The organism is Micromonospora sp. DSM 43699, from assembly GCF_055517075.1.
In genome coordinates this window covers 16,218-39,227 of the sequence record NZ_JBTMMT010000029.1, presented here as the reverse complement: position 1 = coordinate 39,227, position 23,010 = coordinate 16,218, and the positions used below count along the sequence as shown (strand labels likewise).

Here is a 23,010-nt window from a genome sequence, read left to right as displayed (position 1 = left end):
ATGACCACGATCGCGGATGATCCCGTCGTACCCGACCTGGCGGACCTGCAACGTCGGGCGGCCCAGCGGGCGGCCGAACGGGCCGGTGGGCAGGATCGGCTGCGGGGGCACATCGTCTGCGACGGCCTGGTCCGGATCTTCCAGACCGAAGGCGTCGAGGTGGTCGCCCTCCAGGGGCTGGACCTGGTGATCGACCGGGGTGAGCTGGTGGCGGTCGTCGGAGCGTCCGGGTCGGGCAAGTCGACCCTGCTGAACATCCTCTCCGGGCTTGACACCCCGACCGCGGGGATCGCCCGGGTGGCCGACTACGACCTGCTGTCGCTCTCCGCCCGCCGCCGGTTGAGCTACCGGCGACGTACCGTCGGGTTCGTCTGGCAGCAGACCGGCCGGAACCTGCTGCCCTACCTGACCGCCCGGGAGAACGTGGAACTGCCGATGCGGCTGGCCGGTCGCGGCGGTGGCGGCCGGGCCCGGCGGGGCCGCGCCGACGAGTTGCTGGAACTGGTCGGGGTGGGCCACTGCGCGGACCGGCGGCCCGGCCAGCTCAGCGGCGGTGAGCAGCAGCGCTGCGCGGTGGCGGTGGCGGTGGCCAACGACCCGGAGGTGCTCTTCGCCGACGAGCCGACCGGCGAGCTGGACGAGGCGACCGGTGCGGAGGTCTTCGCGGCGCTGCGCACCATCAACGCCGAGCTGGGGGTGACGGTGGTGGTGGTCACCCACGACCACGCCGTCGCCGACCAGGTCCGCCGGACCGTCGCGATCCGCGACGGCCGCACCGCCTCGGAGGTACGCCGGACCACGCGGATCGGCGTCGACGGCAGCACCGAACTGGTCAGCGAGGAGTACGCGGTGCTGGACCGGACCGGTCGGATGCAGCTCCCGGCACCGTTCGTGGCGGCCCTGGAGCTGCGGGACCGGGTCCGCCTCGATCTCGCACCGGACCACGTGCAGGTCCGCCCCGGCGACCGGACGCCGGAGCAGAACGGGAGTGACGCATGAGCGAGCAGGTTTCCGCCGTCCGTGCCGCTGGGCCGGTCACCGACGAGGTGGTACGCGTCGAGGGGGTGAGCCGGACGTTCGGCCGGGGGCGGCACGCCGTGCACGCCGTCCGCGAGGTCTCGTTCACCGCCGGCCGGGGCGAGCTGGTCGCGCTCCGGGGCCGCTCGGGCGCCGGCAAGACCACCCTGCTCAACCTGGTCGGCGGCCTGGACCGACCGGACACCGGCCGGGTCCGGGTGGCCGGGCACGACGTCACCGCTGCCGGCGAGGCCGAGCTGCTGCGGCTGCGCCGTGGCACCGTCGGGTTCGTGTTCCAGACCTTCGGGCTGGTGCCGATCCTGTCGGCGGCGGAGAACGTCGGGGTGCCGCTGCGGCTGGCCCGGGTCCCGGCGGCGGAACGCGAACAGCGGGTGGCGGTGCTGCTGGAGCTGGTCGGTCTGGGCGGCCACGCCCGCCAGCGCCCGTACGAGTTGTCCGGTGGGCAGCAGCAGCGGGTCGCCGTGGCCCGTGCCCTGGCCAACGAACCCGACCTGCTGATCGCCGACGAGCCGACCGGTCAGCTCGACTCCGAGACCGGCCGGGCCATCATGGACCTGCTCCGCGCGGTGGTGCACGCCCGGGGGATGACCGCCCTGGTCGCCACGCACGACCCGACCCTGATCGAGGTGGCCGACCGGACGCTGGCCCTGCGCGACGGCCGCCTGGTCGACGACTGATCCCGTCCCGTCGGTGGCGGGGTGGGCTGGTCGTCGGTGGCCGGATGGGCTGGTCGTCGGTGGCCCGGCGGGGCTGGATTCAGAGGGGGAGCTTCATGCCCTCGTGGCTGGCCACGAAGCCGAGGCGCTGGTAGAAGCGGTGCGCCTCGGTGCGCGACTTGTCGGTGGTGAGCTGCATTAACCCGCAGCCCCGCCGCCGGGCCTGGTCGATCGCCCAGCTCATCATCGTCCGCCCCAGCCCCTGGCCGCGCAGGTCGGCACGGACCCGGACCGCCTCGACGAGCGCCCGCTCCGCACCGTGCCGGCCCAGCCCCGGGATGTAGGTGAGCTGGAAACAGCCGACCACCTCCCCGGCGCGCTCGGCCACCACCTGCTGGTTGCGCGGGTCGGCGGTGATGTCGGCGAAGGCCCGCTCGTACGCCTCGTCCACCCCGGTGTGCTCGCGCGCCCGGCCGAGCACGTCGTCGGCGAGCAGGGCCAGCACGGCGGGCAGGTCGGCCCGGACGGCCTCCCGCAGGATCACGTCGGTCACGGCGGCAGCCTGTCACAACGACCCGGTGGCGGGCGGAGGTGGCAGCCGGAAGGCAGCATGGTGCGGCATGGAGCCGTTGTTGTTGCCGTTCCGGTGGGTCTACCGGGGCCTGGTGTACTTTGCCAACTCGCCCCGGACGCTCATCACGTCGTACCTGTTGATGATCGTGGTGGCCGGGGTGATCTACGGCCAGGTGGAGCACCGCAGCGCCGCCGACGCCGTCTGGTGGGCGGTGGTCACCGCCTCCACCGTCGGCTACGGCGACATCTCGCCGACCAGCTGGCAGGGACGCGTCCTGGCCGCGTTGCTGATCTCCACCATGGTGCTGCTGGTCATCCCGCTGATCACCGCGCACTTCGCCAGCCGGCTCATCGTCGACGACGACGCCTTCGAGCACGTCGAGCAGGAGGAGCTGAAGAACGACGTGCGCCGGATGCGGGCCCTGCTGGAGGAGTTGGCGGCCCGTCAGGGCATCGCGTTGCCGGAGTTGCCACCCGACCCGGCCCCACCGGACCACGCGAGCCTCGTCAGGCAACGGCTGCGGGGACGCCGTAACCGCCGCTGACCCGGCCTGCCGGTCGCCGGCCGGCTCGGGCCGGACATCCGGTCGGGAGCCGGGCCGGGCCGGACACTCGGCCGGGCGCCGGTCAGCGGGCGGGGCAGCGCAGCCCCTCCCGGGGGACGGTGAGCGAGACCAGGTACGCGTCCACGGCCTGGGTGATGCAGCTCGTCTGCGGATAGGCGGTGTGCCCCTCGCCCTCCCAGGTGAGCACCCGACCGACCCCCAGCATCGCGGCCAACCGGGCGGTCTGCTCGTACGGGGTGGCCGGGTCGCCGGTGGTGCCGACCACCACGATCGGCGGTGCCCCGTCGGCCCGGCCGGTCGGGTACGGGTCCCGCCCGCCCGGCCACTCGACGCAGCCGAACATTCCCACCGCCAGGGCCGGGCCGAAGAGTGGGTACTTCTGCCGCCACTGGGACTGCAGGTCGCGGATCTGCGCGACGGTGGGCTTCTCGGTCTCGTCGGCGCAGTTGACCGCCAGGTTGGCGTCGAAGAGGTTGGAGTAGTGCCCGTCCTCGCCCCGCCCGGCGTACGCGTCGGCGAGCTTGAACACGTCGGCCGGGTTGCCGTCGTCGAGCCGGTCGATCGCGCGGGCCAACTCCTCCCAGCCCGACTCGGTGTAGAGCGAGGAGATCACCGCGTAGAAGACCCAGCCCGAGGTCGCCTCCCGCCCGGCGGCTCCGCGTACTGGGGAGACCTTCGCCTTGTCGATCGCCGAGGTCACCGCGCCCCGGGCGTCCGGGGCGATCGGGCAGCGGCCGGCGTTCGCCGCGCACCAGCGGTCGAAGTTGTCGAACGCCCGCTCGAAGCCCCGGGCCTGGCTCTCCGAACCGGCCACCAGCTGCTGCTGCGGGTCGACCGCGCCGTCGAGCACAAGCGCCCGGACCCGCTGCGGATAGAGCTGGGCGTAGGTCGCGCCGAGCAGGGTGCCGTAGGAGTAGCCGAGGTAGGTGAGCTTGTCGTCACCGACGGCGGCCCGGACCGCGTCCATGTCCCGGGCGGCCTGCTCGGTGCCGTAGAGCGGGAGCTGGTCGCCGTACCGGTCGCCGCAGTCCCGGCCGATCCGCCGGTTGAGCGCCTGGTAACCGTCGAACGACTGCTGGCTGCGCGGATCGGGGTCGTAGCCGAAGCTGGCGTCCAGGTCGGCGTCGGAGATGCACTTCACCGGGCTGGACCGGGACACCCCGCGCGGGTCGAAGCCGACGATGTCGAACCGGTCGGTGATCGTGGTGGGCAGCCCGCCGAACGACGGCCCGAACGACAGGTAGACGGCGGTGTCCACGCCGGACCCGCCCGGCCCGCCCGGGTTGATCACCAGGGAACCGATCCGATCCCGCTGCTTCGACGACCGGGCCCGCAGCAGCGCGATCTCGAAGGTCTCGCCGCTGCCCGGCCCGGCGGTCGCCCCCGTCCCGGTGCCCCAGTTGCGGGGCACCGCGATCCGGGCGCACTCGTAACGCATGCCCGGAGCGCCCCGGCCGACCAACTCGTCGGCCACCTCGGGGCAGGCCCGCCAGGTGGGGGCGTTGCCGGGTGTCGAGGCCGCCGAGTCCTCGGCACGCGGAGCGAACGCCGGCAGCGTGCATCCGGTGGCGAGCAGTGCGCCCGCGACCAACCCGGCCAGGGTGAGCCGGACCCGACGGATCCGGTGGGCAGTGCGGGTCACCAGCGAGCCTCCATGATCGTGTGGCAGCCAGGCTACGCCGGGGTGGTCGCCTCCGGCGGCACGGTGACCGCCGGATCACCCCGGAGCACCTGGTCGACGTCGAACCGCACCGGGCGGTCGAGCTGGTCGTACCGGCAGGAGCGGGGATCCCGGTCGGGCCGCCAGCGGACGAAGCGGGCGGTGTGCCGGAACCGGTCGCCCTCCATCGCGTCGTAGCCGACCTCCATCACCAGCTCGGGCCGCAGCGGCACCCAGTCGAGGTTCTTGCCGCCCGTCCAGCGGCTGACCCCGCCGGGGATGCGCTGGCCGCGCTCGTGGTCGCCGTGCACCCACGGGTGCTCGTCGCCGCCCTCCCGGTAGGGGGCCAGCTCGTCGAGCAGCTCCTGCCGGCGGGCCATGGTGAACGAGGCGCTCACCCCGACGTGGTGCAGCACCCCGGCGTCGTCGTAGAGGCCGAGCAGCAGCGAACCGACCACCGGCCCGGACTTGTGCCAGCGGAACCCGGCCACCACCACGTCGGCGGTACGGGCGTGCTTGACCTTGGTCATCAGCCGCTTGCCCGGCTGGTAGGTCAGGTCGGCCGGCTTGACGATCAGACCGTCCAGCCCGGCGCCCTCGAACACCTCGAACCAGCGCCGGGCGGTCTCGGCGTCGGTGGTGACCTGGGTGACGTGCACCGGCGGCCGGACCCCGGCCAGCGCCCGCACCAGGCGTTCCCGGCGGGCCGGGTAGGGCTGGTCGACGAGCAGCTCGTCGTCGAGGGCGAGCAGGTCGAAGGCGACGAAGTCGGCAGGGGTCGTCTCGGCGAGCATGGCGACCCGGGAGGCGGCCGGGTGGATCCGCTGGGCGAGCTGCTCGAAGTCGAGCCGGGGCTGACCGGCCGGCCCGTCGCGCCGGATCACGATCAACTCGCCGTCGACCGCGCACCGCTCGGGCAGCTGCGCCCGGACCTGCGCCACCACCTCGGGGAAGTAGCGGGTCATCGACTTGCCGCCCCGGCTGGCCAGCTCGACCTCGTCGCCGTCGCGGAACACGATGCAGCGGAAGCCGTCCCACTTGGGCTCGTATGTCAGGCCGGGGTCGGTGGGGAGGCGGGCCACGCTCTTGGCGAGCATCGGCTCGACCGGCGGGTTGATCGGCAGGTCCACGGCGACCAGTCAACCAGACGCCACCGACAGTGGTGAGGCGGATCACCGTCGGTGCCGGTCCGGCGTGTCCCGTCCGTACCCCCTCGTCCCTCGGCTGCGGACGGTGTCTGCGCAGCTCAGAGCTACCGTCGCCGGGTGGAGTGGCGGTGTGGTTGCTGCGGGCGCTGGCGGGTCAGCGTCGAGCTGGTCCGGGGCCGGCAACGGTACCGGCTGGTGCACCGCTACCCGGCCCGCTTCGGCGGCGGCAAGAACGTGCTCGGCGAGGCGGGCACGGTCGCCGAGCTGGTGGAGCTGCTCCGCCGGCACACCCCGCTCGACCTGGCCGACCTGCGCGAATCCGCCTGAACCCCGCCCACCCCGCCCCGGCGGGGCCGCGGGGGCGCCCGCACCGCCGGTGCGCGCGGATGCCGGGGCGGGGTGCCGCGACGGCGCGCGTCGCCGTCGGGACGACGACCGGAGGGTGGACCGGTCACGATCGCTGCGGCAGCCTCGTCGTGACCGGGACGGGTGCGGCGGGTGCCCGGCGGAACCACGGAGGCGGTATGCGGTTCGAGACGACGACCGAGATCGACGCGGACATCGACACGGTCTGGGCGGTGCAGACCGACGTCGAACGCTGGCCGGAGTGGACCGCCTCGGTCCGCAGCGCCCGCCGGGGTGAGGCCGGGCCGCTGGTGCTCGGCGCGACCGCCCGGCTGGAGCAGCCCCGGCTGCGTCCGACGTACTGGCGGGTCACCGAGTTCGACCCGCCCCGCTGCTTCGTCTGGGAGTCCACCACCCCCGGGGTACGCAGCCGGGGTGAGCACCGGATCGTGCCGTTGCCCGACGGTCGGGTCCGGGTGGAGTTGGTGCTGGTGCTGACCGGCCCGCTCGCCCGGCCGACCGGCTGGCTCGGTGGTCGGCTGGTGCGCCGCTACCTGCGGCTGGAGGCCGACGGGCTCCGCCGGCGCTGCGCGCCCGCCTGAGCCACCGGTCAACAGAGCTGACGGTGGGCGCGGCCGGCGGGCAGCACGTCCGGCCGATGCGGCGGTCGGCGGGGTCGCCGGTCGAGGCCGTCGGTCCTAGGCTGGGAGTGGACCCAGGGAGGTGGGATGTCCGAGTTGACGTACCCCGAGGTGGGGGCGACCCGACGCGGGCCGCTGCCGGCGGGCTACCACCACCTGCGGCACACCTTCCGGCTGCCGCCCGGCAGGTTCCTGGTCGCCGCCGAGGCCGTGTTGAGCTGGCGGCTGCACCGGGCAGCCGGGGTGCGGATACGCACCGACGCGCTGCGCGCCGCGCCCGGCGTGCGGGTCACCCCCGGGCTCGGGGTGGGTCCGCTGCGGGTGTGGGGGCCGTGCGAGGTGGTCTGGGTGGTCGAGAGCGACCGGGAGGCCGGCTTCGGCTACGGCACCCTGCCTGGCCATCCGGAACGCGGCGAGGAGGCGTTCCTGGTCCGCTGTGACGCCGAGGGCGGGGTCAGCTTCGAGGTGACCGCGTTCAGCCGGCCGGACCGCTGGTTCATGACCGCCGCCGGGCCCGCCGGTCGTGCCGTCCAGCACGGGTACGCCCGCTGGCTGGCCCACACCCTCCGTCGGCTCTGCCGGTAGGCGTCCACCCGATTCAGAAGCGGGCGAAGGAGCGGATCGGCATCCGGGGGCCGAACCGGGGCGCCCGGATGCCGGCGGCGGCCAGCAGCAGGCAGACCCGCCCCCGGTGCCCCCGGAACGGGGCGAGCAGGTCGAGCATCCTGGCGTCGTCGCCGCGCGCCTCACCGGCGAGCGCCCAGGCCACAGTGTTCGGCAGGTGGTAGTCGCCGACGCTCACCGCGTCCGGGTCGCCGTACCCGATCCGGACCACCTCGGCGGCGGTCCACGGGCCGATGCCGGGGATCGCGGTGAGCCGCCGGGTCGCCTCGGCGCTGTCGGCGCAGCGTTCCAGCCGGTCGGCCAGCGCGGCGGCCCGGCGTAGCGTGTCGGCCCGGCGCTGCTCCACCCCGAACCGGTGGAACACCCAGTACGGCGTCGCCGCCACGGTGGCCGCGTCGGGCGGTAGCAGCAGCGGCTGGAACGGCCCGGGGGCGGGCTCGGCGAAGTGCCGCACGGTCGCCGCGTACGCCCGGTACGCCTCCTTGCCGGTCACCTTCTGTTCGAAGACGGCCCGGAGCACCCGGGGGAAGAGCTGCCCGGTGGCGGGCATCCGCAGTCCCCGGTGCCGGGCGGCCAGCTCGGCCACCAGCGGATGCGCGGCAGCCAACTCGGCGAACCCGGTCAGGTCGGCGCCCGGCCCGTGGCCCTCGGCGATCAGGTCGCCGCCCTCGGGGCGCAGGGTGAGGGTGGCCGGTCCGGCGGGGGTGCGGGTGGCCCACCAGAAGGTGCCGGCGGCGATCCGCGCACACGGGTCGTACGGGCTGAAGGTGAGCGCCCGGACCGAGGCGCTGAGCCGGTAGTCGGCCGACGGTCGCAGCACCCGGCGTGCCGCCGGCTCGTCCCAGGTCACCCCGCCACTCTGCCATGCTTCCCGGCGGGATCCCCGCCCGGCCGGCGTGCGCCCTGCCCGGTCGGTCTGGGTGCCGCCCCGGAAGCGGCGACGGGCGCAGAACCCGGGTGGAAATGGACGACACCGCCGACGCTCTTACACGTCGGCGGTGTCTCCATCCCGGAGCGGACCGGCCGCCCGAGCGGCCGTGGGTGCGGGGTTGGGGGGACCTTCGGTACCGCGCCTGCTGGCGTGTGGCGCGGCACCGCCCTCGTCCGCTCCGGGGGTTGGTGGGGGAGGGTCCGGCGGGTGGTACCGCGACGCCGGCCCGGTGGGGGGCCGGCGTCGCGACCGGGACCGTACGACGCTGCCGGTACGTCGACGGTCCGCAACCGTGACGGTGGCCGGCCGCGCCCTCCCCGGCTGCGACCGGCCACCGTGTCCCGGCTGACGCTTGGATCAGTAGGTGTAGTCCCCGCCGCCGCTGCTCGAACCGCCCGAGTCACCGGCCGCCGGCGGGGCGACCGCCTTCGGGGTGCCGGTCGGCAGGCAGGTCAGGTTCTTCTTGCCGTTCGGGTCCACCACGAACCAGGTGCCACCGACGCCCTGGCCCTTCCACTGGCCGGCCTTCTTGTCGCCGATGTAGCGGTAGACAGGCCAACCACCGATGGTGATCTGGCGGGTGCCGTCCTGTCGGGTGACGGTGCCGACCTTGTCGTCGGAGACGCCCTGCAACTGCGGGTTGCCGTCGGTCAGCGCGGGCGGCCAGACCTGCGCGCACTTGTCGACGCAGTTCGACGACGGCGGGTCGTCGGAGTCCTTGTCGAAGCGGTAGAGGATGAATCCCTCCTGGTCCACCACCACGTTGCCCATCCGGGCGATCTTCTTGCCGACGAGCTGGTCGGTCAACTGGACGTTTGCCGGCGGCGGCGCCTGGTCGGCGGCGGGCGCGCCGGAGGCGCCTGGCGCACCGGGAGACGCCGAGGCCTCCGGCTCGACCGCCGCGGTGGGCTCGGCCGCGGCGACGGCGACCGGCTCGGCGGCGCTGGAGTTCGCTCCGTCGTAACCTGCGGGGGCGCAGGCCGTAAGTGCGACCACCGCGCTCGCGACGATGACGGTCGTCCGCTTGATCTTTGCCACGTGCCCTCCTCATTCTTGGCAGTTCACCGAGTAGTACGGAGCGTCCACTGTCAAGGTTGAACGATCGACAGTGGGGCATTTCACATATGGATCGTTGAACTGTTCCGGTCCGCCCTACGTGTGCGTCAGCAGAGGCACACTCCGAGCCGGAAAAGCCGAAACGGCGTCGGCCCGGACCCGGGCCGACGCCGTTTCGGCGGTTGTTGTCTCAGGGGACGACGGTGACCAGCGGGCTCGCCACCCCGCTGGCGTCCACCGACTGCACCTGCAACTTCACGATCTCACCCCGGGGCGCCGAGGTGGACGCCTCCAACTGGAGATCCTGCGGGTTGGCGGTGGTGCCGTAACCGGTCCCCGGCACCGACCAGGTCGAGATCACCTCGGTGGTGTCGTTCTTGCGGATCACCACCAGCCGGCAGGTGCGCGGGCCGGGCAGCCGGGTCAGGTTGAACCCGATCCAGGTGCCGTACTCCTTGCTGTCCAGCCACATGGTGGCCTTCACCCCGGTGCTGCCGTCGGTGGCGTCGAACTGGTCGCCCTCGATCTCGGTGCCGCCCACCGCCGGCCCCGACCGGGTCGGTTGCGGGCTCGCCGGCCCGTCCACCTGCGCGGTCCGGCTCGGCTCGGCGATCACCGGGCCGTCGCCGCCCGTACCGCCGAAGGTGGCCACCCCGATGCCGCTGAGCGCGCCGACCGCCACCACCGCGGCGGCCATCGACAGCACCTGCCGGAACCGCGCCTTGCGCCGGTGGGTCCGGACCGCGACCAGGGTACGGTCCAACAGCGCCGGATCCGTCGCGGTCTGCTCCATCGCCATCATCGTCTCGCCGTCGATGTCCGAGAGCAGCCCCACCACCGGGACCATCGTCTCCAACTCGGCGGCACAGGCCCAGCAGGTCGCGAGGTGCTCCTCGAACCGTTCGGTGTCCTGCACGTCCAGGACGCCGAGCGCGTACGCGGCGACATCCATGTGGTCGGCCCGGCTCATTCCGTCACCCCCCTCTCCTGTAGGGCTGTGCGCAGCGCGCGCAGCGCGTAGTAGACCCGCGACTTGGCGGTGCCCAGCGGCAGGCCCAGCTCCTCGGCCGCCTCCGGCACCGTCCGGCCGCGGAAGTACGTCGCCACCAGGATCTCCCGGTGCGACTGGCTCAACGTCCGCAGGGCGTCCGCCACCGTCATCGTGCGCAGCACCCGGTCGGTGCTGTCCGCCTCGGCGAACGCCGTCAGATCCCGGTCGTACGTCTCCGGCGGGCGGGCCTGCTCGCTGCGGTGCTCGTCGATGGCGATCCGCCGGGCCACCGTGACCAGCCAGGGCCGCAACGAGCCCTGACCCTGCACGCCCAGCCGGTGCGCGTTGCGCCAGGCCCGCAGCAGCGTCTCCTGGACGATGTCCTCGGCGCGCTGCCGGTCACCACCGGTCAACCGCATCACGAACATCAGCAGCGGACCGGCGTGCTCGGCGTAGAGCAGCCGGACCAGCTGGTCGGAGTGGCTCGCCTCCGGCGTCGCCGCCGGGGCCTGGTGCCGCCCGGGTGCCGATCGCGGAGTCACCGGGCCATTCTGGCGATCGGCGGGACCGGCGTCGACCCCTCGGCTTGACCTCGAGGCACGGGACTGCGGCTGGGCCCGGGCGAACATCCACCCTGGCCTGGCCAGTTCACCGTGCAAGCCGGCCGCGACCGCACTCATCCAGACCTCCTGCTGTCCACCGACATCAGCGGGCCCACGGGGAGGGCGCCGACCGGTGATACGGACGGCTCCTCGCTGCGGATCAACGGCGGACCGAAAAAATTCCGGGCGGGGGCGGAATCGAGTCCGTGGCGTCCGCGTCGGTGACCACCGCGGCACCGGCCGCGAACCGGTCCAACTCGTCGCCGGCCAGCACCCGACCCGGGAACCAGTCCCCGGCCGCGCGCCGGGTCAGCTCCGGCACCGGCGGCTCGACCCGCCCCGCCACCAGCACCAGATTGCCGTGCCGCCGCCCGCGCAGCACGGCCGCGTCGCCGACCAGGGCGGCCCGGGGCAGCACCGACCGGACCGTGGCCACCTGGGCGCGGGTGTGTCGCAACGGCGGACCGTCGGCCAGGTTGGCCAGGTACCAGCCGCCGGGGGCGAGCACCCGGGCCACCTGCCCGGCGTACTCCGCGCTGGTCAGGTGGGCCGGGGTACGCGCACCGGCGAAGACGTCGGCCACCACCACGTCGTACGACGCGTCGCGGCTGGACTCCAGGGTGGCCCGGGCGTCGGCGACCCGTACCTTCAGCCGGGGGTCGGCAGGCCAGGGCAGCTCCCGACGGACCAGCTCGACAAGTGCGCCGTCCACCTCGGCCACCCGCTGCGTCGACCCCGGCCGGGTGGCCTGGACGTACCGGGGCAGGGTCAGCGCGCCGCCGCCCAGGTGCAGCACCCTCAGCGCGGTGCCCGGCGGGGCGATCAGGTCCAGCGCCGCACCGAGTCGCCGGACGTACTCGAACTCCAGGTGCGTCGGTTCGGCCAGGTCCACGTGCGACTGCGGGGCGTCGTCGAGCAGCAGCGTCCACGAGCGCGGTCGGTCGGGATCCGGCACCAGCTCGGCCCTTCCCGTGTCGACCGGCACGACGATCCGGTCGTCGCCCCGACGGCGGCCCATCAGCGGCACCCCTTGTGACCGAGGCCCGTCCGGCACCCCGCACGATCGTGGCCCATCAGCGGCCTGCCCCGCTGCTCCGGGTGGCCATGGTCAGCGCCCGGTGCAGCAGCCGTGCGTCGCCCAGCAACCCGCGCAGCCGCCGTTCCAGCCCGGCGATCGGCACCAGGTTCTGCGGTGCGCGCGGGTCCTTGTACGGCGAGGAGGCGAACCGGGGCAGGGTGACCAGCGACAGGTCGGCCAACGCGATCGCGTCCTGCGGTGCGAGGTCGGGTGAGCACTCCAACCGGACGATGCCGGCCCACGGCGAACCCACCGTCACCGGCAGCCGTAGATACCACGACCAGCCACCCCAGGCGGTACCGAGCCGGAACACCGGGGACCGCTGCCCGGAGCCCAGCCCGGTGACCACGGCGGTGAGCCGGGCGTCGAGGTACTGGCTGTGCTGGGTCTTGATGTAACCCAGGGTGCGTGGCAACTGCCGGCGGGCGCGCAGCGGACCGTCCACCACCAGCAGGTCCCCGTCGGTGCGTACGGCGTCGGAGACGGCCACCTCCAAGGCGGTCAACGGGGCCTGCACGGCCGCCGGCAGCTTGCTCAGCTCCCCGGTCCCGCCGACCCGGTGCACCGGGTAGCGCACCTGCCCGCAGGTCACCTCCTGCGCCGACGGGCTGGCGGTGAACAGACCCCGCCCCACCCGGGCCCCGGCCAGCTCCGCCGCGCCGCGCTCCAGGTCACAGCGGACCACCCCGGCCGCGTACGAGGCGGCGATCCCCGGGTACGAGGCACCGTCCTCCTCGGCCGTCCACACGCTGGCGTCGATCCGACGTACCCCGTCGACGAGCAGCACCACGGCCGGGGCGGCCACCCCGAGACGGGGGCCGATCGCCCGCCAGTCCACCGCCGGTAGCTCCACGTCGGCGTCGACCTGGGCGCTGCTCGGCGTGGCCGGTCCGCCCGGGGTCGCCTCGAAAGACGCCCCGTAGGACGGATCCCAGGCGTCCACGAAGAGCTGCGGCCCGGTCACGTCACCGCCCCCCGCCCCGGCTTCGCGACTGCGGGGCTCCGCTGCGCTGCGCTCCTCGCGCTCACGGGTCTGACCTTTCGTTCGCGACTGCGGGGCTCCGCTGCGCTGCGCTCCTCGCGCTCACCGGCCGGTCCGTTCGACGTGGGCGGTGCGGGCGTCCTTGCGGACCTCGAAACGCACCGGGATCCGCTCGGCCAGCGCCGGCACGTGGGTGACCACGCCGACCATCCGGTCACCCCGGGCCGCCAGGCTCTCCAGGGTCGCGGCGACGATGTCCAGGGTGGCCGCGTCGAGGGTGCCGAACCCCTCGTCCAGCACGATCGACTCCAGGCTGGCCGCCGTGGTGGACATCCCGGCGAGCTGCTCGGACAGCGCCAACGCCAGGGCCAGCGACGCCTGGAACGTCTCCCCGCCGGAGAGCGTCCGTACCCCCCGGCGCAGCCCCGCGTCGTGGTGGTCGACCACGAAGAACTCGCCCTTGTCGTGGACCAGGTCGTACTGCCCCTGGGACAGCTCCCGCAGGATCCGGGAGGCCCCGTCGACCAGCAGGTCCAGCGCCTCGGCCAACAGCCAACGCTCGAAGTTGTTGGCCCGCAGGTGCCCGGCCAGCGCCCGCGCCGTGCGCGCCTGCCGCTCGTGCTCGGCACGTTGTTCCCGCAGCTGGAGGGCTTGCGCCCGGCGCTCGGTGATCCGCCGCAGGTCGGCCTCGGCCCGCTCGGTGGCCACCGCCACCGCCTGCGCCGGGTCGTCGGCGGGGCGCAACCCGGCGGCGGTGAGCAGGCCGTCGATCCGTTCCTCGACCGCCTCGGCGGCCGACTGAGCCTCGCTCACCGAGGCCACCAGCCCGTCCCGGTCGACCCGTCGCTTTCTGGCCTGCGCGCCGGCCCAGTCGACCAGGGTCGCCCAGGCGGCGGCCACGTCGTCCCGGTCGGCGGCCGGTGGACCGAACCGGGCCAGGCCGTCCCGGGTGCCGTCGAAGTCCCGCCAGGCGGCCCGTAGCCGCTCCTCGGCGGTGTCGGCAGCCCCCCGGGCCCGCCGGGCGGCGTCCCGGCCGGTCCGTACCCCCGCCGCCGCCTCGTCCAGCGCCTGCCGCAGCCGGGCGTGCTCGGCGAGCTGGTCGCGCAGCGCCGCCGGGGTGGCCGCCCCGGCGAGCTGCCCGGCCAACTCGGTCAACCGGCCGTGCAGTTGGTCGTGCTGGGCCCGCAGCCGGACCAGCGTCCGGTCCCGCTCCCGGGCCGCCGCGTCCCGCTCCTCGACAAGCGCCTGCGCGGCCTTGCTGGCCGCCCGCGCCGCCTTGCCGGCGGCGGTCGCCGCGGCCACCGCCGAGCCGGCCGGCATCGCCGGCACCCGGGGCACCGACTGCGCGCAGACCGGGCAGGTCGCGCCGTCGACCAGGTGCGCCCGCAACGCGACCGCCTGGTCGGTGGCCTTGGCCTCCTCGTGCGCCCGGAACGCCGCCTCCAGCTCGGCCTCGGCCCGCGCCGCGGCCTCCCGGGCGACGTCGAGCGCCGCGACCGCCGCGTCGTGCGCGGCCCGCGCCGCGTCCAGCGCCGTCCGGACGGTGTCCGCCTCGCCTGTCAACCGCTCCGCGTCGGCGTACGCCCGCAGCAGCAGCCGCAGGGCGCTCTCGTCGCCTGCGCCGGCCAACTCGCCGCGCAGCTTCTCCTCCCGCTCCTCGGCCAGCGCCACCGTGCGGGCCGCCCCGTCGACCGCCTCCCGTGCGGTGCTCACCGCGCGGGCCACCTCGGCCACCCCGGCCGGGGCGCGCACCCCGGCCAGCCCGGCCAGATCGGCGTCGAGCGCGGCCAGCGCCGCGGTGGCCTCGCGCGCCGCCGCCCGTGCCCGCTCCCGCTCCGGTACGGCCACCGCGACCGCCCCGGACAGCTCACGGATCCGCTCGACCTGGGCGGTGGCGTTGGCAAACGTCTCGTCGTCGACGTCGGTCAGCCCGCCGAGCACCCGGGCGACCGCCTCCAACTTCGCCTCGGCCTGCCCTGCGCGTTCGGTGGCCCGCTTCTGCACGTTCTCGTAGACGCCGAGGCCGAGCAGGTTGACCAGGATCTGCTGCCGGGTGGCCGGCTTGGCGTGCAGGAAGTCGGCGAACTGCCCCTGCGGCAGCACCACGCAGGAGGTGAACTGCTCGTACGGCAGCCCGACCGCGTCCAGCACGGCCTGTTCCATCTCGGCCGGGGTGCCCGCCACCACCTCGCCCAGATCCTCCGGGCTGAGCCCGGTGTCGAGCTTGGTGATGTCGAACCCGGGCGGCATCAGCTGCAACCCGGCGTTGGCGGTCTTGACGGTGCCCCGGCCGTCCCGGCGGACCACCCGGGTCGCCACATAGCGGTCGCCGGCCGACTCGAAGACCAACCGGACCCGGGCCTCCACCGCCGACGGGGCGAGCGCGTTGGCCAACCCCCGGGCGCCACCCCAGCGCGGCACCGAGCCGTAGAGGACGAAGCAGATCGCGTCCAGCACCGTCGACTTGCCCGAACCGGTCGGCCCGACCAGGGCGAAGAAGTCCGCGTCGGTGAAGTCGACAGTGGTCTCGTCGCGGAAGACGGTGAAACCGGCCAGGTCCAGCCGCATCGGTCGCATCAGCGGTCCACCTCCTCCAGCAGCTCGTCGAAGAGGTCCCGGACCCCGTCGTCGTCGTGGCCCCGGCTGCCCAGGTAGTCGGCGAACAGCTCGCGGGGGGAGCGGCCGGCCCGCTGGGCGACCCGGGTGCCGCTGCCCGGCGTGGGCAACAGCTCCGGGTCGATCCGGATCTCCAACGCGCGGGGGAACAGCTCCTGCACCTCCTCACGCAGGCCGGCCCGGGGCTGCTCGCGGACGAACACCCGCAGCCAGCCCTCCGGCGGGGACGCCTCGGCGAGCTGGGCGAGGGTGCCGCGTACCGTGCGCAGCGGCACCGCCGCCGCCACCGGCACCTCCCGGATCCGGGCGGCGGAGTGCGCGCCCACCTCGACCAGCGTCACCGAGCAGACGTTCTCCTGCTCACCGAAGTCGACAGCGAGCGGGCTGCCGCTGTAGCGGACCGGGCACGGCCCGATCACCCGCTGCGACCGGTGCAGGTGCCCCAGGGCCACGTAGTGCGCGGTTCCCGGGAAGACCGACGCCGGCACCGCGTAGCCGAGCACGGTGTGCGCGTCCCGCTCGCCGCCACCGGTGGTCGCCCCGACCACTGTGAGGTGGGCGGTGACCAGGTGCACCCGGTCCGGCTCGCCGAAGCCCTCGGTCAGCTTCGCCAGCACCCGGCCGAGGTGGTCGGCGTACGTCTGGGTGGCCTCGGCGGCGGTCAGGTCGTACATCTCCACCGCGCGGACGGCGTACCGCTGGGAGAGGAAGGGCAGCGCGGCGAGCTGCCAGCGCTCGCCGTCGGCGGTGACGCCGTCGATGACGTGCTCGGCGGGATTTTCCCGGACCCCGCCGCGCAGGGTGATGCCGGCCGCCTCCGCCCAGGGGCGCAGCGCGTCGAGGGCCTGGCCGTTGTCGTGGTTGCCGCCGATCGCCACCACGTCGGCCCCGGTCCGGCGCAGCGCGGTCAACGCCCGGGTGACCAGCCGGGTCGCCTCCGGGCCGGGTGCGGCCGTGTCGTACAGGTCACCGGCGACGATGACCAGGTCGGGGCGCTCGTCGTTAGCGATCTCGATCACCCCGGCCAGTACCTGCTTGTGCTCCTCGGCCCGGGACTGTCCCTTGAGCACCTTGCCGACGTGCCAGTCGGAGGTGTGCAGGATCTTCATGGCTGCAGCCCCCTAGAACGGGATGTCGTCGTCGGCACCGCCCGAGCCGACCACGGCGAACGGGTCGATCGAGCCGGTGATCGAACGCAGCGTCTCCGACGGGGCCCGGCCGGCTTCGGAGACCCGGGTCGCCCAGGCCGGGAAGGGGAACTCCAGGCAGAGCGGGACCGGGATGTCCGGCTGGTTGACGAACATCGTGCCCGGCTTGGCCAGCAGGGCGCGTTGCCGCTGGGCCGGCGGGAGGAAGCCGTACTCCGGGCGGGACGCCTCGGCCGGGTCGAGCCGGCCCACCACCCGGATCGCCGAGTTGGTGACGATCCGCCGCTCCACCTCGCTCGCCGTCTGCTGCGCGCCGACCAGGATCACCCCGAGCGAGCGGCCCCGCTCGGCGATGTCGAGCAGCACCTCCTTGATCGGGGAGGAGCCCTCGCGCGGGGCGTACTTGTTCAGCTCGTCGAGGACGACGAAGAGCAGCGGCTTGGCGGTGCCGGCCTTCTCCTTGCGCTCGAACTCGCCGCGCAGCGTCACGCCGACCACGAAGCGCTGCGCGCGGTCCGGGAGGTTGTGCAGGTCGACCACGGTGACCTGGGCGCTCTCGGCGGTGTTGATCGCGTGCGGGCGGCGGGTGGCCAGGTCGCCCCGGATCAGCCGGCCCAGGTCCTTCTTGCTGCCGATCAGCCGGCGGGCGAAGGCGTTGACGGTGCCCAGGCCGACCGCGCTGCCCGCCCAGTCGCCGCGGGTCTCGTCGTCGTTGAGCTGCTCGACGACGTGGTCGACCAGGTCGGCGTAGGAGCCGAGCCGCACCCCGTCGACGCTGACCCCGCCGTCGGCGGGCTGGGCGTAGCGGGCCAGGTGGGCGGTGACCGAGTGGACCACCATCGTGTACTGCTGGCGTTCGTCGTCGGCGTCGGCGAAGACGTACGGCAGGAGCCGGTCGGCGCAGAACTCGCTGAGCGTCCAGTAGAAGGCGTCCACACCGGTGAGCCGGCTGCTCACGTCCGGGGTGCCGGCGGCGTCACCGACCCGGGGCGGGGCGTACACCCGCACGTCGGGGAAGGCGCCGGCGGCCAGCCCCAACTTGGCGTACGCGGCCCGGGTGGGATCGTCGAGGCGGGCGTTGGGGTGGTCGAGGAAGAGCAGGTCCTCGCCCTTGACGTTGAAGATCAGCGCCTTGGCGTTGACCGCGTCGCCGCCCAGCACCCCGGAGCGGAAGACCGAGTAGAGCAGGAAGGTGGCGAAGCTGGTCTTGGTGGCCACCCCGGAGATGCCGGAGATGGAGACGTGCGCCCCCCGGCTGCCGTCGAGGAAGTCGGCGTTGAGGTAGACGGGGACACCGTCGCGGCCCATCCCCATCGGGATCCGCCGCTCCATCCGGTCGAAGTGCAGGGCGCGGGCCCGGGCGTCGCCCTCGGCCCGGTAAACCGTCGCGCCCGGCGCGGGCGGCACGTACAGCTCGGGGTCGACCCGGGTGGTGGTGATCTCGGCGGCCTCCTGCACCTGGGCGGGGAGGGTGCCGTCGGCGATGGCGAAGACGTCCGACTCGAACTGGGCGCCCTCGTGCCGGGCCCGGACCTGGGTGACCACCCCGGCGATGGTGACCGGTTCCCGGTCGGGCAGCTCACGGCGGGTGACCACCACGTCGTCGAGCTGGAGGTAGCTGCCCGGCGAGACGGCCGTCCAGAACTGCAACGGGGTGGCGTCGGCGGTGCCGAGCACCCGGCCGACGGGCTCGCCGGGGCTGTCGATCCGGCCGTCGATCCGGTCGTCGGTCATCCGCGGGCTCCGGTCAGCTGGTCGTCTCGGTCAGGGCACACGCCTGCATCCTGCCCGAGGAGTGCGACAGGTTGCCACGCGACGCGGCGTACGCCACCGGCGGGCGGCCGGTCGGGGGCCCGCCCGCCGGCGCCCCGGCCCCCGATCCGGTGACCCCCAGGGGCCGGGGCGTCACCGTCGGTCGAGAAGTTGGCCGCGGGTGACGTCGTTTCGGCAGGTGGCGGGGGGTGACGGAAATACCCCGAAAAAATCTCGGGCCAAGGCGTGACAGAAGAGGGCCGGTTGGGCTGAGAATAGCCACAGCCGATATCGAGGATCTTCTTTCCTTCGATGCCGGTCGTCACGTCCGTAACCTGCGGACATGTGGCTGGCCCACGGTCCACCACCGTCGGGTCACCGTCAGTCGGCACCCCCCCGACTGTCCCTGTGGAGGCAGAACCCCGATGCGCCGAACCCCCCTGATGAGCGGCCTCGCCACGGCCGCCCTGCTGGCCACCGTCGTCACGGTGCCCACCGCGGCCACCGCCGCTCCCGCCGGCTCCGCCGACCCGTTCGCCCGCGCCGTCGCCCAGCTCAAGGCCCACCCCGGAGCCGGACTCGCCGCCGACGGGCAGACGTTCACCCCGCGCAACGTGGTGACCGACGCCGACGGCACCCGGCACGTGCGGCTCAACCGCTACTCCGACGGCCTGCCCGTCCTCGGCGGCGACCTGGTCGTCCACCTCGGCAAGGGCGACTCGTGGCGGGGTGCGACCCACCGCCTCGCGGGTGCCCCGCAGCGCGCTCCGAAGGCCAAGGTCAGCCAGGCCGCCGCCGGCCGGATCGCGTCCGCCGTCTCGACCGCCGGCGGTCGCTCCGTCGCCGGTACCCAGCTCGTCTTCGACGCCGGCGACACCGCGACCACCCTCGCCTACGAGGTGGTGGTGGGCGGCACGCACGCCGACGGCACCCCGAGCGAGCTGCACGTCCTGGTGGACGCCACCACGGGCGCGGTCCGCGACTCGTGGGAGGGGGTGCAGCGCGAGGGCACCGGCAACACCTACCACTCGGGTACGGTCTCGGTCGGCAGCAACCTCTCCGGCAGCACCTACCAGCTCGCCGACCCGGCCCGGGGCAACCACCGCACCTACGACCTCAACGGCGGCACCAGCGGCACCGGCACCCTGGTCACCAGCACCAACAACGTGTTCGGCAACGGCACCCTGACCAACCGGCAGACCGCCGCCGCCGACGCCGCCTTCGGCGCGCAGAAGACCTGGGACTACTACAAGAGCGCGCACGGTCGCAACGGCATCCGCAACGACGGCGTCGGCGCGTACAGCCGGGTGCACTACAGCAGCAACTACGCCAACGCGTTCTGGCAGGACTCCTGCTTCTGCATGACCTACGGCGACGGCGGGTCCGGCTGGTACCCGCTGACCTCGCTCGACGTGGCCGGGCACGAGATGACCCACGGTGTCACCAGCAACACCGCCGGGCTGCGCTACAGCGGCGAGTCCGGCGGCCTCAACGAGGCGACCAGCGACATCTTCGGCACCCTGGTCGAGTTCTCCGCCGGCAGCGCCAAGGACCCGGGTGACTACCTGATCGGGGAGAAGCTGCGCAGCAGCGGCGTGCCGCTGCGCTACATGGACAAGCCCTCCAAGGACGGCAGTTCGGCGGACTGCTGGAGCAGCTCCGTCGGCCGGCTGGACGTGCACTACTCCTCGGGCGTGGCGAACCACTTCTTCTACCTGCTCGCCGTGGGCAGCGGCACCTCGTCGTACGGCACCAGCACGACCTGCAACGGCAGCACCGTCGCCGGCATCGGCAACACCAAGGCCGGGGCGATCTGGTACCGGGCGCTGACCCGCTACATGACCACCACCACCAACTACAAGGGCGCCCGTACCGCGACCCTGTCGGCCGCGACCGACCTGTACGGCGCCACGAGCACCGAGTACAAGACGGTCGCCGCCGCCTGGGCGGCCGTGAGCGTCAGCTGATCCCGGGCCGGCGGGGGGCCGGGCACGTCGCGGGCATAGCGCAGCATGAGTACGCCGTCCGCGGCGGCCAGCGCGTGTCGCAGCGGCAGCGAGCGGGGTGGGCTGTCCGGACCGGCGGTGATCCGCCCCGGACCGGCCCCGGCCAGCAGCGGGGCGACGGTCAGGCAGAGTTCGTCGACGAGATCGGCCGTGGTGAGCGCGCCGAACAGCTGTGGACCGCCCTCACAGAGCAGCTGGCCCAACCCCCGTCGGCGCAGCGCGGCCAGGCCGGCGGCGAGGTCGACGGCGTCCCGGCCGACCCGGACCAGGTCGACGACGTCGGCGAGCCCCGGGGGCGCCACCGCCGTCTCGGTGGTCAACACCACCGGGCGTGCCGGGGCGTCGGCGAAGGCGGCCTGGGCGGGGTCGAGCCGCAGCGACCCGGAGACGACCGCCAGTGTCGGGTACTCGGCCAGCCCGTGTGCGCGTCGCCAGGCCCGGCGGGGCGCGTCCAGCCGGACCGCCCGGTAGCCCTCGTGCCGTAGCGTGCCGGCGGCCACCAGCAGCCCGTCGCACTGCATCCGGAGCAGGCCGAAGACCCGCTTGTCCGGCTCACCGGAGAGGCCGGCGGAGTAACCGTCCACGGTGACCGCGCCGTCGGCGCTGGCGACGAAGTTCACCCGCAACCGGGGGGTGTCGGCGCGGGCGTAGAGCGCGGTCAGGTCGGCGTCGTCCAGCTGTCCGGTGGCTGGCGTGGGCCAGACCCGCCAGATCGGCATCCCGGCGCTCATTCGCCGGCCGGACCGGTGACCGGCGGGGTGGGCGCGGGGGTACGGTGCTGACAGTCGCACCACTTCCGGCCCGGGCAGTCGTCGTGCCGCCGCTGCCGGCACGCTCGGCAGATCATGCCGGCAGCCTATGCGGTGGGTGGAGTGGTCGGCGTGCCGCGTCGGATCTTCCCGCTGAAGGTGGCCCGCACCGGGTCCGGCGGCGGCCGCGACCATCATGCTGCGCCGTTTCGGCTGGCCCCCGCCAGCCCGGGCACCGCGTCCCGGTCATCATATCGAGTGAGATAAACGCGATAGCTGGTAACGATCTGGGAACGCTCCCAACTGTCTATTGACACCCCCGACACCTCCCGGCAATCTCATGGGAGCGTTCCCAAGGGCGTGGTGCGGATCACCCGAGACCACCTCCGACCGACCGGCGGCCGACGTCGGGCCGGCCCGGGACGCGCTACGGCACCCCCCACCACACCCACCCAGCCTCACCATCGAAAAGGGGTCAGGATGAGCGTCACCACGCGGCGTAACCGCTTCGCGGTCGCCGCCCTGGCCGCGGTAACCGCCATCGGCGGACTCGCGGCCTGCGGCAAGGACGACGACGCCAAGGAGTCCGGCGGCAAGCCCAGCAAGCTGGTCGTGGACACCTTCGGCGAGTTCGGATATGACGAGATCGTCAAGCAGTACGAGAAGGACACCGGCATCAAGGTTGAGCTGCGCAAGACCGCGCAGCTCAACGAGTACCGGCCGAAGGTGGTCCGGGCGCTGGCCACCGGCAAGGGTGCGGCGGACGTGACCGCGCTCGAAGAGGGCATCCTCAACGAGTTCAAGACGAACCCGGCCAACTGGGCCGACCTGGCGCCGCTGATCGCCGACCACAGCAAGGAATACCTGCCGTGGAAGTGGGAGCTGGGCAAGGCGGCGGACGGCCGGCTGATCGGCCTGCCCACCGACGTCGGCAGCCTGGCGGTCTGCTACCGCAAGGACCTGTTCGCCGCGGCCAAGCTGCCGACCGAGCGGGACCAGGTGGCGGCGCTCTGGCCGGACTGGAACGCCTTCATCGAGACCGGCAAGAAGTACCGGGCCGCCACCAACAAGGGCCTGATCGACTCGGTCACCACCGCGGCCAGCGCGGTCATGGTCCAGCAGGGCGGTGACCTGTTCTACGACAAGGAGGACAACGTCGTCGCCGACAAGAGCGCGGCGGTGAAGACCGCGTGGGACACCGCTGTCGCGATGTCCGACGCGAAGATCTCCTCGAAGAGCGCCACCTGGTCGCCCGAGTGGTCCGCCGGCTTCAAGCAGGGCACCTTCGCGGCCACCTTCTGCCCGTCGTGGATGCTCGGTATCGTCGCCGACAACTCCGGGCCGGAGAACAAGGGCAAGTGGGACGTCGCGCCGGTTCCCGGCGGCGCGGGCAACTGGGGCGGCTCCTGGCTCGCCGTGCCGACCCAGAGCAAGTTCCCCAAGGAGGCGGCGAAGCTCGCCGAGTACCTGACCAACGCGAAGAGCCAGGTCGAGGCGTTCAAGCTCAAGGGCCCGCTGCCGACCAACCTCGAGGCGCTGAAGAACCCGGACTTCACCGGCTACACCAACGAGTACTTCAGCGGCGCGCCGACCGGCAAGATCTTCGGCGAGAGCGTCGAGAAGATCCAGCCGCTGCACCTCGGCCCGAAGCACCAGGCGATCAAGGAGAACGCGTTCGAGCCGGCGCTGCGCTCGTACGAGAACGGGCAGTCCCCCAAGGACAAGGCCTGGGAGCAGTTCCAAAAGGACGCCAAGACCCAGGGCGCCTTCTGATCACTGCACCACCACCGGCGGTGGCGTCCGGGCATGTCCCGGGCGCCACCAACGGCGTCCCGTTGCACGTACCGC

Annotated in this window: 20 protein-coding genes and 1 pseudogene; 8 read left to right on the top strand and 13 right to left on the bottom strand. The window is 73.7% G+C overall.

Annotation, left to right across the window (positions count from 1 at the left end; translation table 11 throughout):
* A complete protein-coding gene (locus AC0AIB_RS16335; protein WP_328338704.1) occupies nt 1–999 on the top strand; it encodes an ABC transporter ATP-binding protein in 999 nt (332 codons plus the stop codon).
* The gene (locus tag AC0AIB_RS16330) at nt 996–1,715 is read left to right on the top strand and encodes an ABC transporter ATP-binding protein (RefSeq protein WP_328338702.1); all 720 of its coding nucleotides are present in this window, start codon (nt 996–998) and stop codon (nt 1,713–1,715) included. The genes AC0AIB_RS16335 and AC0AIB_RS16330 overlap by 4 nt, the downstream gene beginning before the upstream one ends.
* A 79-nt stretch (nt 1,716–1,794) precedes the next feature.
* Here the strand turns inward: AC0AIB_RS16330 and AC0AIB_RS16325 are convergent, their stop codons facing one another.
* On the bottom strand, nt 1,795–2,247 hold the full coding sequence (locus tag AC0AIB_RS16325; RefSeq protein WP_328338700.1) for a GNAT family N-acetyltransferase: 453 nt from the start codon (nt 2,245–2,247) through the stop codon (nt 1,795–1,797).
* A 67-nt stretch (nt 2,248–2,314) separates the two neighbouring features.
* Here AC0AIB_RS16325 and AC0AIB_RS16320 point away from each other — a divergent pair, with 67 nt between their 5' ends.
* Nucleotides 2,315–2,812, top strand: coding sequence for a potassium channel family protein (locus AC0AIB_RS16320; RefSeq protein WP_328338699.1), 498 nt, complete (start codon nt 2,315–2,317; stop codon nt 2,810–2,812).
* A gap of 82 nt (nt 2,813–2,894) precedes the next feature.
* Here AC0AIB_RS16320 and AC0AIB_RS16315 read toward each other — a convergent pair whose 3' ends face one another.
* Nucleotides 2,895–4,478 carry an alpha/beta hydrolase gene (locus AC0AIB_RS16315; RefSeq protein WP_442930834.1) on the bottom strand — a complete coding sequence of 528 codons (1,584 nt, stop codon included), beginning with the start codon at nt 4,476–4,478 and terminating at the stop codon, nt 2,895–2,897.
* Between the two features lie 29 nt (nt 4,479–4,507).
* Nucleotides 4,508–5,623 (bottom strand): ATP-dependent DNA ligase, encoded by a 1,116-nt coding sequence (locus AC0AIB_RS16310; protein ID WP_465096988.1) that lies wholly within the window; start codon nt 5,621–5,623, stop codon nt 4,508–4,510.
* A 135-nt stretch (nt 5,624–5,758) separates the two neighbouring features.
* Here AC0AIB_RS16310 and AC0AIB_RS16305 point away from each other — a divergent pair, with 135 nt between their 5' ends.
* The 3 genes from AC0AIB_RS16305 to AC0AIB_RS16295 all read left to right on the top strand — a co-directional run bounded on the left by AC0AIB_RS16305 (nt 5,759) and on the right by AC0AIB_RS16295 (nt 7,212).
* Nucleotides 5,759–5,968: a hypothetical protein gene (locus AC0AIB_RS16305; RefSeq protein ID WP_328338694.1), complete on the top strand. Its 210-nt coding sequence runs from the start codon at nt 5,759–5,761 to the stop codon at nt 5,966–5,968.
* A gap of 197 nt (nt 5,969–6,165) precedes the next feature.
* A complete protein-coding gene (locus tag AC0AIB_RS16300; RefSeq protein ID WP_328338692.1) occupies nt 6,166–6,588 on the top strand; it encodes an SRPBCC family protein in 423 nt (140 codons plus the stop codon).
* Between the two features lie 126 nt (nt 6,589–6,714).
* Complete coding sequence (locus tag AC0AIB_RS16295; RefSeq protein WP_328338691.1) at nt 6,715–7,212, top strand: DUF1990 family protein; 498 nt, start codon at nt 6,715–6,717, stop codon at nt 7,210–7,212.
* 13 nt (nt 7,213–7,225) lie between these two features.
* On the opposite strand, the gene AC0AIB_RS16290 is transcribed toward AC0AIB_RS16295, so the two are convergent.
* The 9 genes from AC0AIB_RS16290 to AC0AIB_RS16250 all read right to left on the bottom strand — a co-directional run bounded on the left by AC0AIB_RS16290 (nt 7,226) and on the right by AC0AIB_RS16250 (nt 18,389).
* Nucleotides 7,226–8,101, bottom strand: coding sequence for a DNA-3-methyladenine glycosylase family protein (locus tag AC0AIB_RS16290; RefSeq protein WP_465096987.1), 876 nt, complete (start codon nt 8,099–8,101; stop codon nt 7,226–7,228).
* Nucleotides 8,102–8,539: 438 nt separating this feature from the next.
* Entirely contained in the window at nt 8,540–9,220 is a 681-nt protein-coding gene (locus tag AC0AIB_RS16285) for a COG4315 family predicted lipoprotein (protein WP_328338688.1), read from the bottom strand.
* A gap of 208 nt (nt 9,221–9,428) precedes the next feature.
* Complete coding sequence (locus tag AC0AIB_RS16280; RefSeq protein ID WP_465096986.1) at nt 9,429–10,208, bottom strand: anti-sigma factor family protein; 780 nt, start codon at nt 10,206–10,208, stop codon at nt 9,429–9,431.
* The gene (locus AC0AIB_RS16275) at nt 10,205–10,909 is read right to left on the bottom strand and encodes a sigma-70 family RNA polymerase sigma factor (RefSeq protein WP_328338685.1); all 705 of its coding nucleotides are present in this window, start codon (nt 10,907–10,909) and stop codon (nt 10,205–10,207) included. The genes AC0AIB_RS16280 and AC0AIB_RS16275 overlap by 4 nt, the downstream gene beginning before the upstream one ends.
* An 82-nt stretch (nt 10,910–10,991) precedes the next feature.
* Nucleotides 10,992–11,849, bottom strand: a complete 858-nt coding sequence (locus tag AC0AIB_RS16270; RefSeq protein ID WP_328338683.1) for a spermidine synthase — start codon at nt 11,847–11,849, stop codon at nt 10,992–10,994.
* Between the two features lie 55 nt (nt 11,850–11,904).
* Complete coding sequence (locus tag AC0AIB_RS16265) at nt 11,905–12,873, bottom strand: hypothetical protein (protein ID WP_328338681.1); 969 nt, start codon at nt 12,871–12,873, stop codon at nt 11,905–11,907.
* 120 nt (nt 12,874–12,993) lie between these two features.
* Nucleotides 12,994–15,468, bottom strand: coding sequence for an SMC family ATPase (locus AC0AIB_RS16260; protein WP_328338680.1), 2,475 nt, complete (start codon nt 15,466–15,468; stop codon nt 12,994–12,996).
* Nucleotides 15,468–16,616, bottom strand: coding sequence for an exonuclease SbcCD subunit D (locus AC0AIB_RS16255; protein ID WP_328338679.1), 1,149 nt, complete (start codon nt 16,614–16,616; stop codon nt 15,468–15,470). Before AC0AIB_RS16255 ends, AC0AIB_RS16260 begins: the two co-directional genes overlap by 1 nt.
* A 12-nt stretch (nt 16,617–16,628) precedes the next feature.
* Nucleotides 16,629–18,389, bottom strand: a complete 1,761-nt coding sequence (locus AC0AIB_RS16250; RefSeq protein ID WP_328338678.1) for an ATP-binding protein — start codon at nt 18,387–18,389, stop codon at nt 16,629–16,631.
* Nucleotides 18,390–18,832: 443 nt separating this feature from the next.
* Between AC0AIB_RS16250 and AC0AIB_RS16245 the strand changes: the two genes are divergently transcribed.
* Nucleotides 18,833–20,374 carry a M4 family metallopeptidase gene (locus AC0AIB_RS16245; RefSeq protein WP_328338677.1) on the top strand — a complete coding sequence of 514 codons (1,542 nt, stop codon included), beginning with the start codon at nt 18,833–18,835 and terminating at the stop codon, nt 20,372–20,374.
* 26 nt (nt 20,375–20,400) lie between these two features.
* Here AC0AIB_RS16245 and AC0AIB_RS16240 read toward each other — a convergent pair.
* Nucleotides 20,401–21,144: pseudogene (locus AC0AIB_RS16240) on the bottom strand (pyrimidine reductase family protein); the annotation flags it as partial.
* A gap of 498 nt (nt 21,145–21,642) precedes the next feature.
* Between AC0AIB_RS16240 and AC0AIB_RS16235 the strand changes: the two are divergent.
* The gene (locus AC0AIB_RS16235; protein ID WP_328338674.1) at nt 21,643–22,935 is read left to right on the top strand and encodes an ABC transporter substrate-binding protein; all 1,293 of its coding nucleotides are present in this window, start codon (nt 21,643–21,645) and stop codon (nt 22,933–22,935) included.
* Nucleotides 22,936–23,010 lie beyond the last annotated feature (75 nt).

Coding starts and splice junctions, on each gene's coding strand:
- AC0AIB_RS16335 (WP_328338704.1), top strand. CDS start 1: ATGACCACGATCGCGGATGATCCCGTCGTACCCGACCTGGCGGACCTG.
- AC0AIB_RS16330 (WP_328338702.1), top strand. CDS start 996: ATGAGCGAGCAGGTTTCCGCCGTCCGTGCCGCTGGGCCGGTCACCGAC.
- AC0AIB_RS16320 (WP_328338699.1), top strand. CDS start 2,315: ATGGAGCCGTTGTTGTTGCCGTTCCGGTGGGTCTACCGGGGCCTGGTG.
- AC0AIB_RS16300 (WP_328338692.1), top strand. CDS start 6,166: ATGCGGTTCGAGACGACGACCGAGATCGACGCGGACATCGACACGGTC.
- AC0AIB_RS16295 (WP_328338691.1), top strand. CDS start 6,715: ATGTCCGAGTTGACGTACCCCGAGGTGGGGGCGACCCGACGCGGGCCG.
- AC0AIB_RS16280 (WP_465096986.1), bottom strand. CDS start 10,208: ATGAGCCGGGCCGACCACATGGATGTCGCCGCGTACGCGCTCGGCGTC.
- AC0AIB_RS16275 (WP_328338685.1), bottom strand. CDS start 10,909: ATGAGTGCGGTCGCGGCCGGCTTGCACGGTGAACTGGCCAGGCCAGGG.
- AC0AIB_RS16270 (WP_328338683.1), bottom strand. CDS start 11,849: ATGGGCCGCCGTCGGGGCGACGACCGGATCGTCGTGCCGGTCGACACG.
- AC0AIB_RS16260 (WP_328338680.1), bottom strand. CDS start 15,468: ATGCGACCGATGCGGCTGGACCTGGCCGGTTTCACCGTCTTCCGCGAC.
- AC0AIB_RS16255 (WP_328338679.1), bottom strand. CDS start 16,616: ATGAAGATCCTGCACACCTCCGACTGGCACGTCGGCAAGGTGCTCAAG.
- AC0AIB_RS16250 (WP_328338678.1), bottom strand. CDS start 18,389: ATGACCGACGACCGGATCGACGGCCGGATCGACAGCCCCGGCGAGCCC.
- AC0AIB_RS16245 (WP_328338677.1), top strand. CDS start 18,833: ATGCGCCGAACCCCCCTGATGAGCGGCCTCGCCACGGCCGCCCTGCTG.
- AC0AIB_RS16235 (WP_328338674.1), top strand. CDS start 21,643: ATGAGCGTCACCACGCGGCGTAACCGCTTCGCGGTCGCCGCCCTGGCC.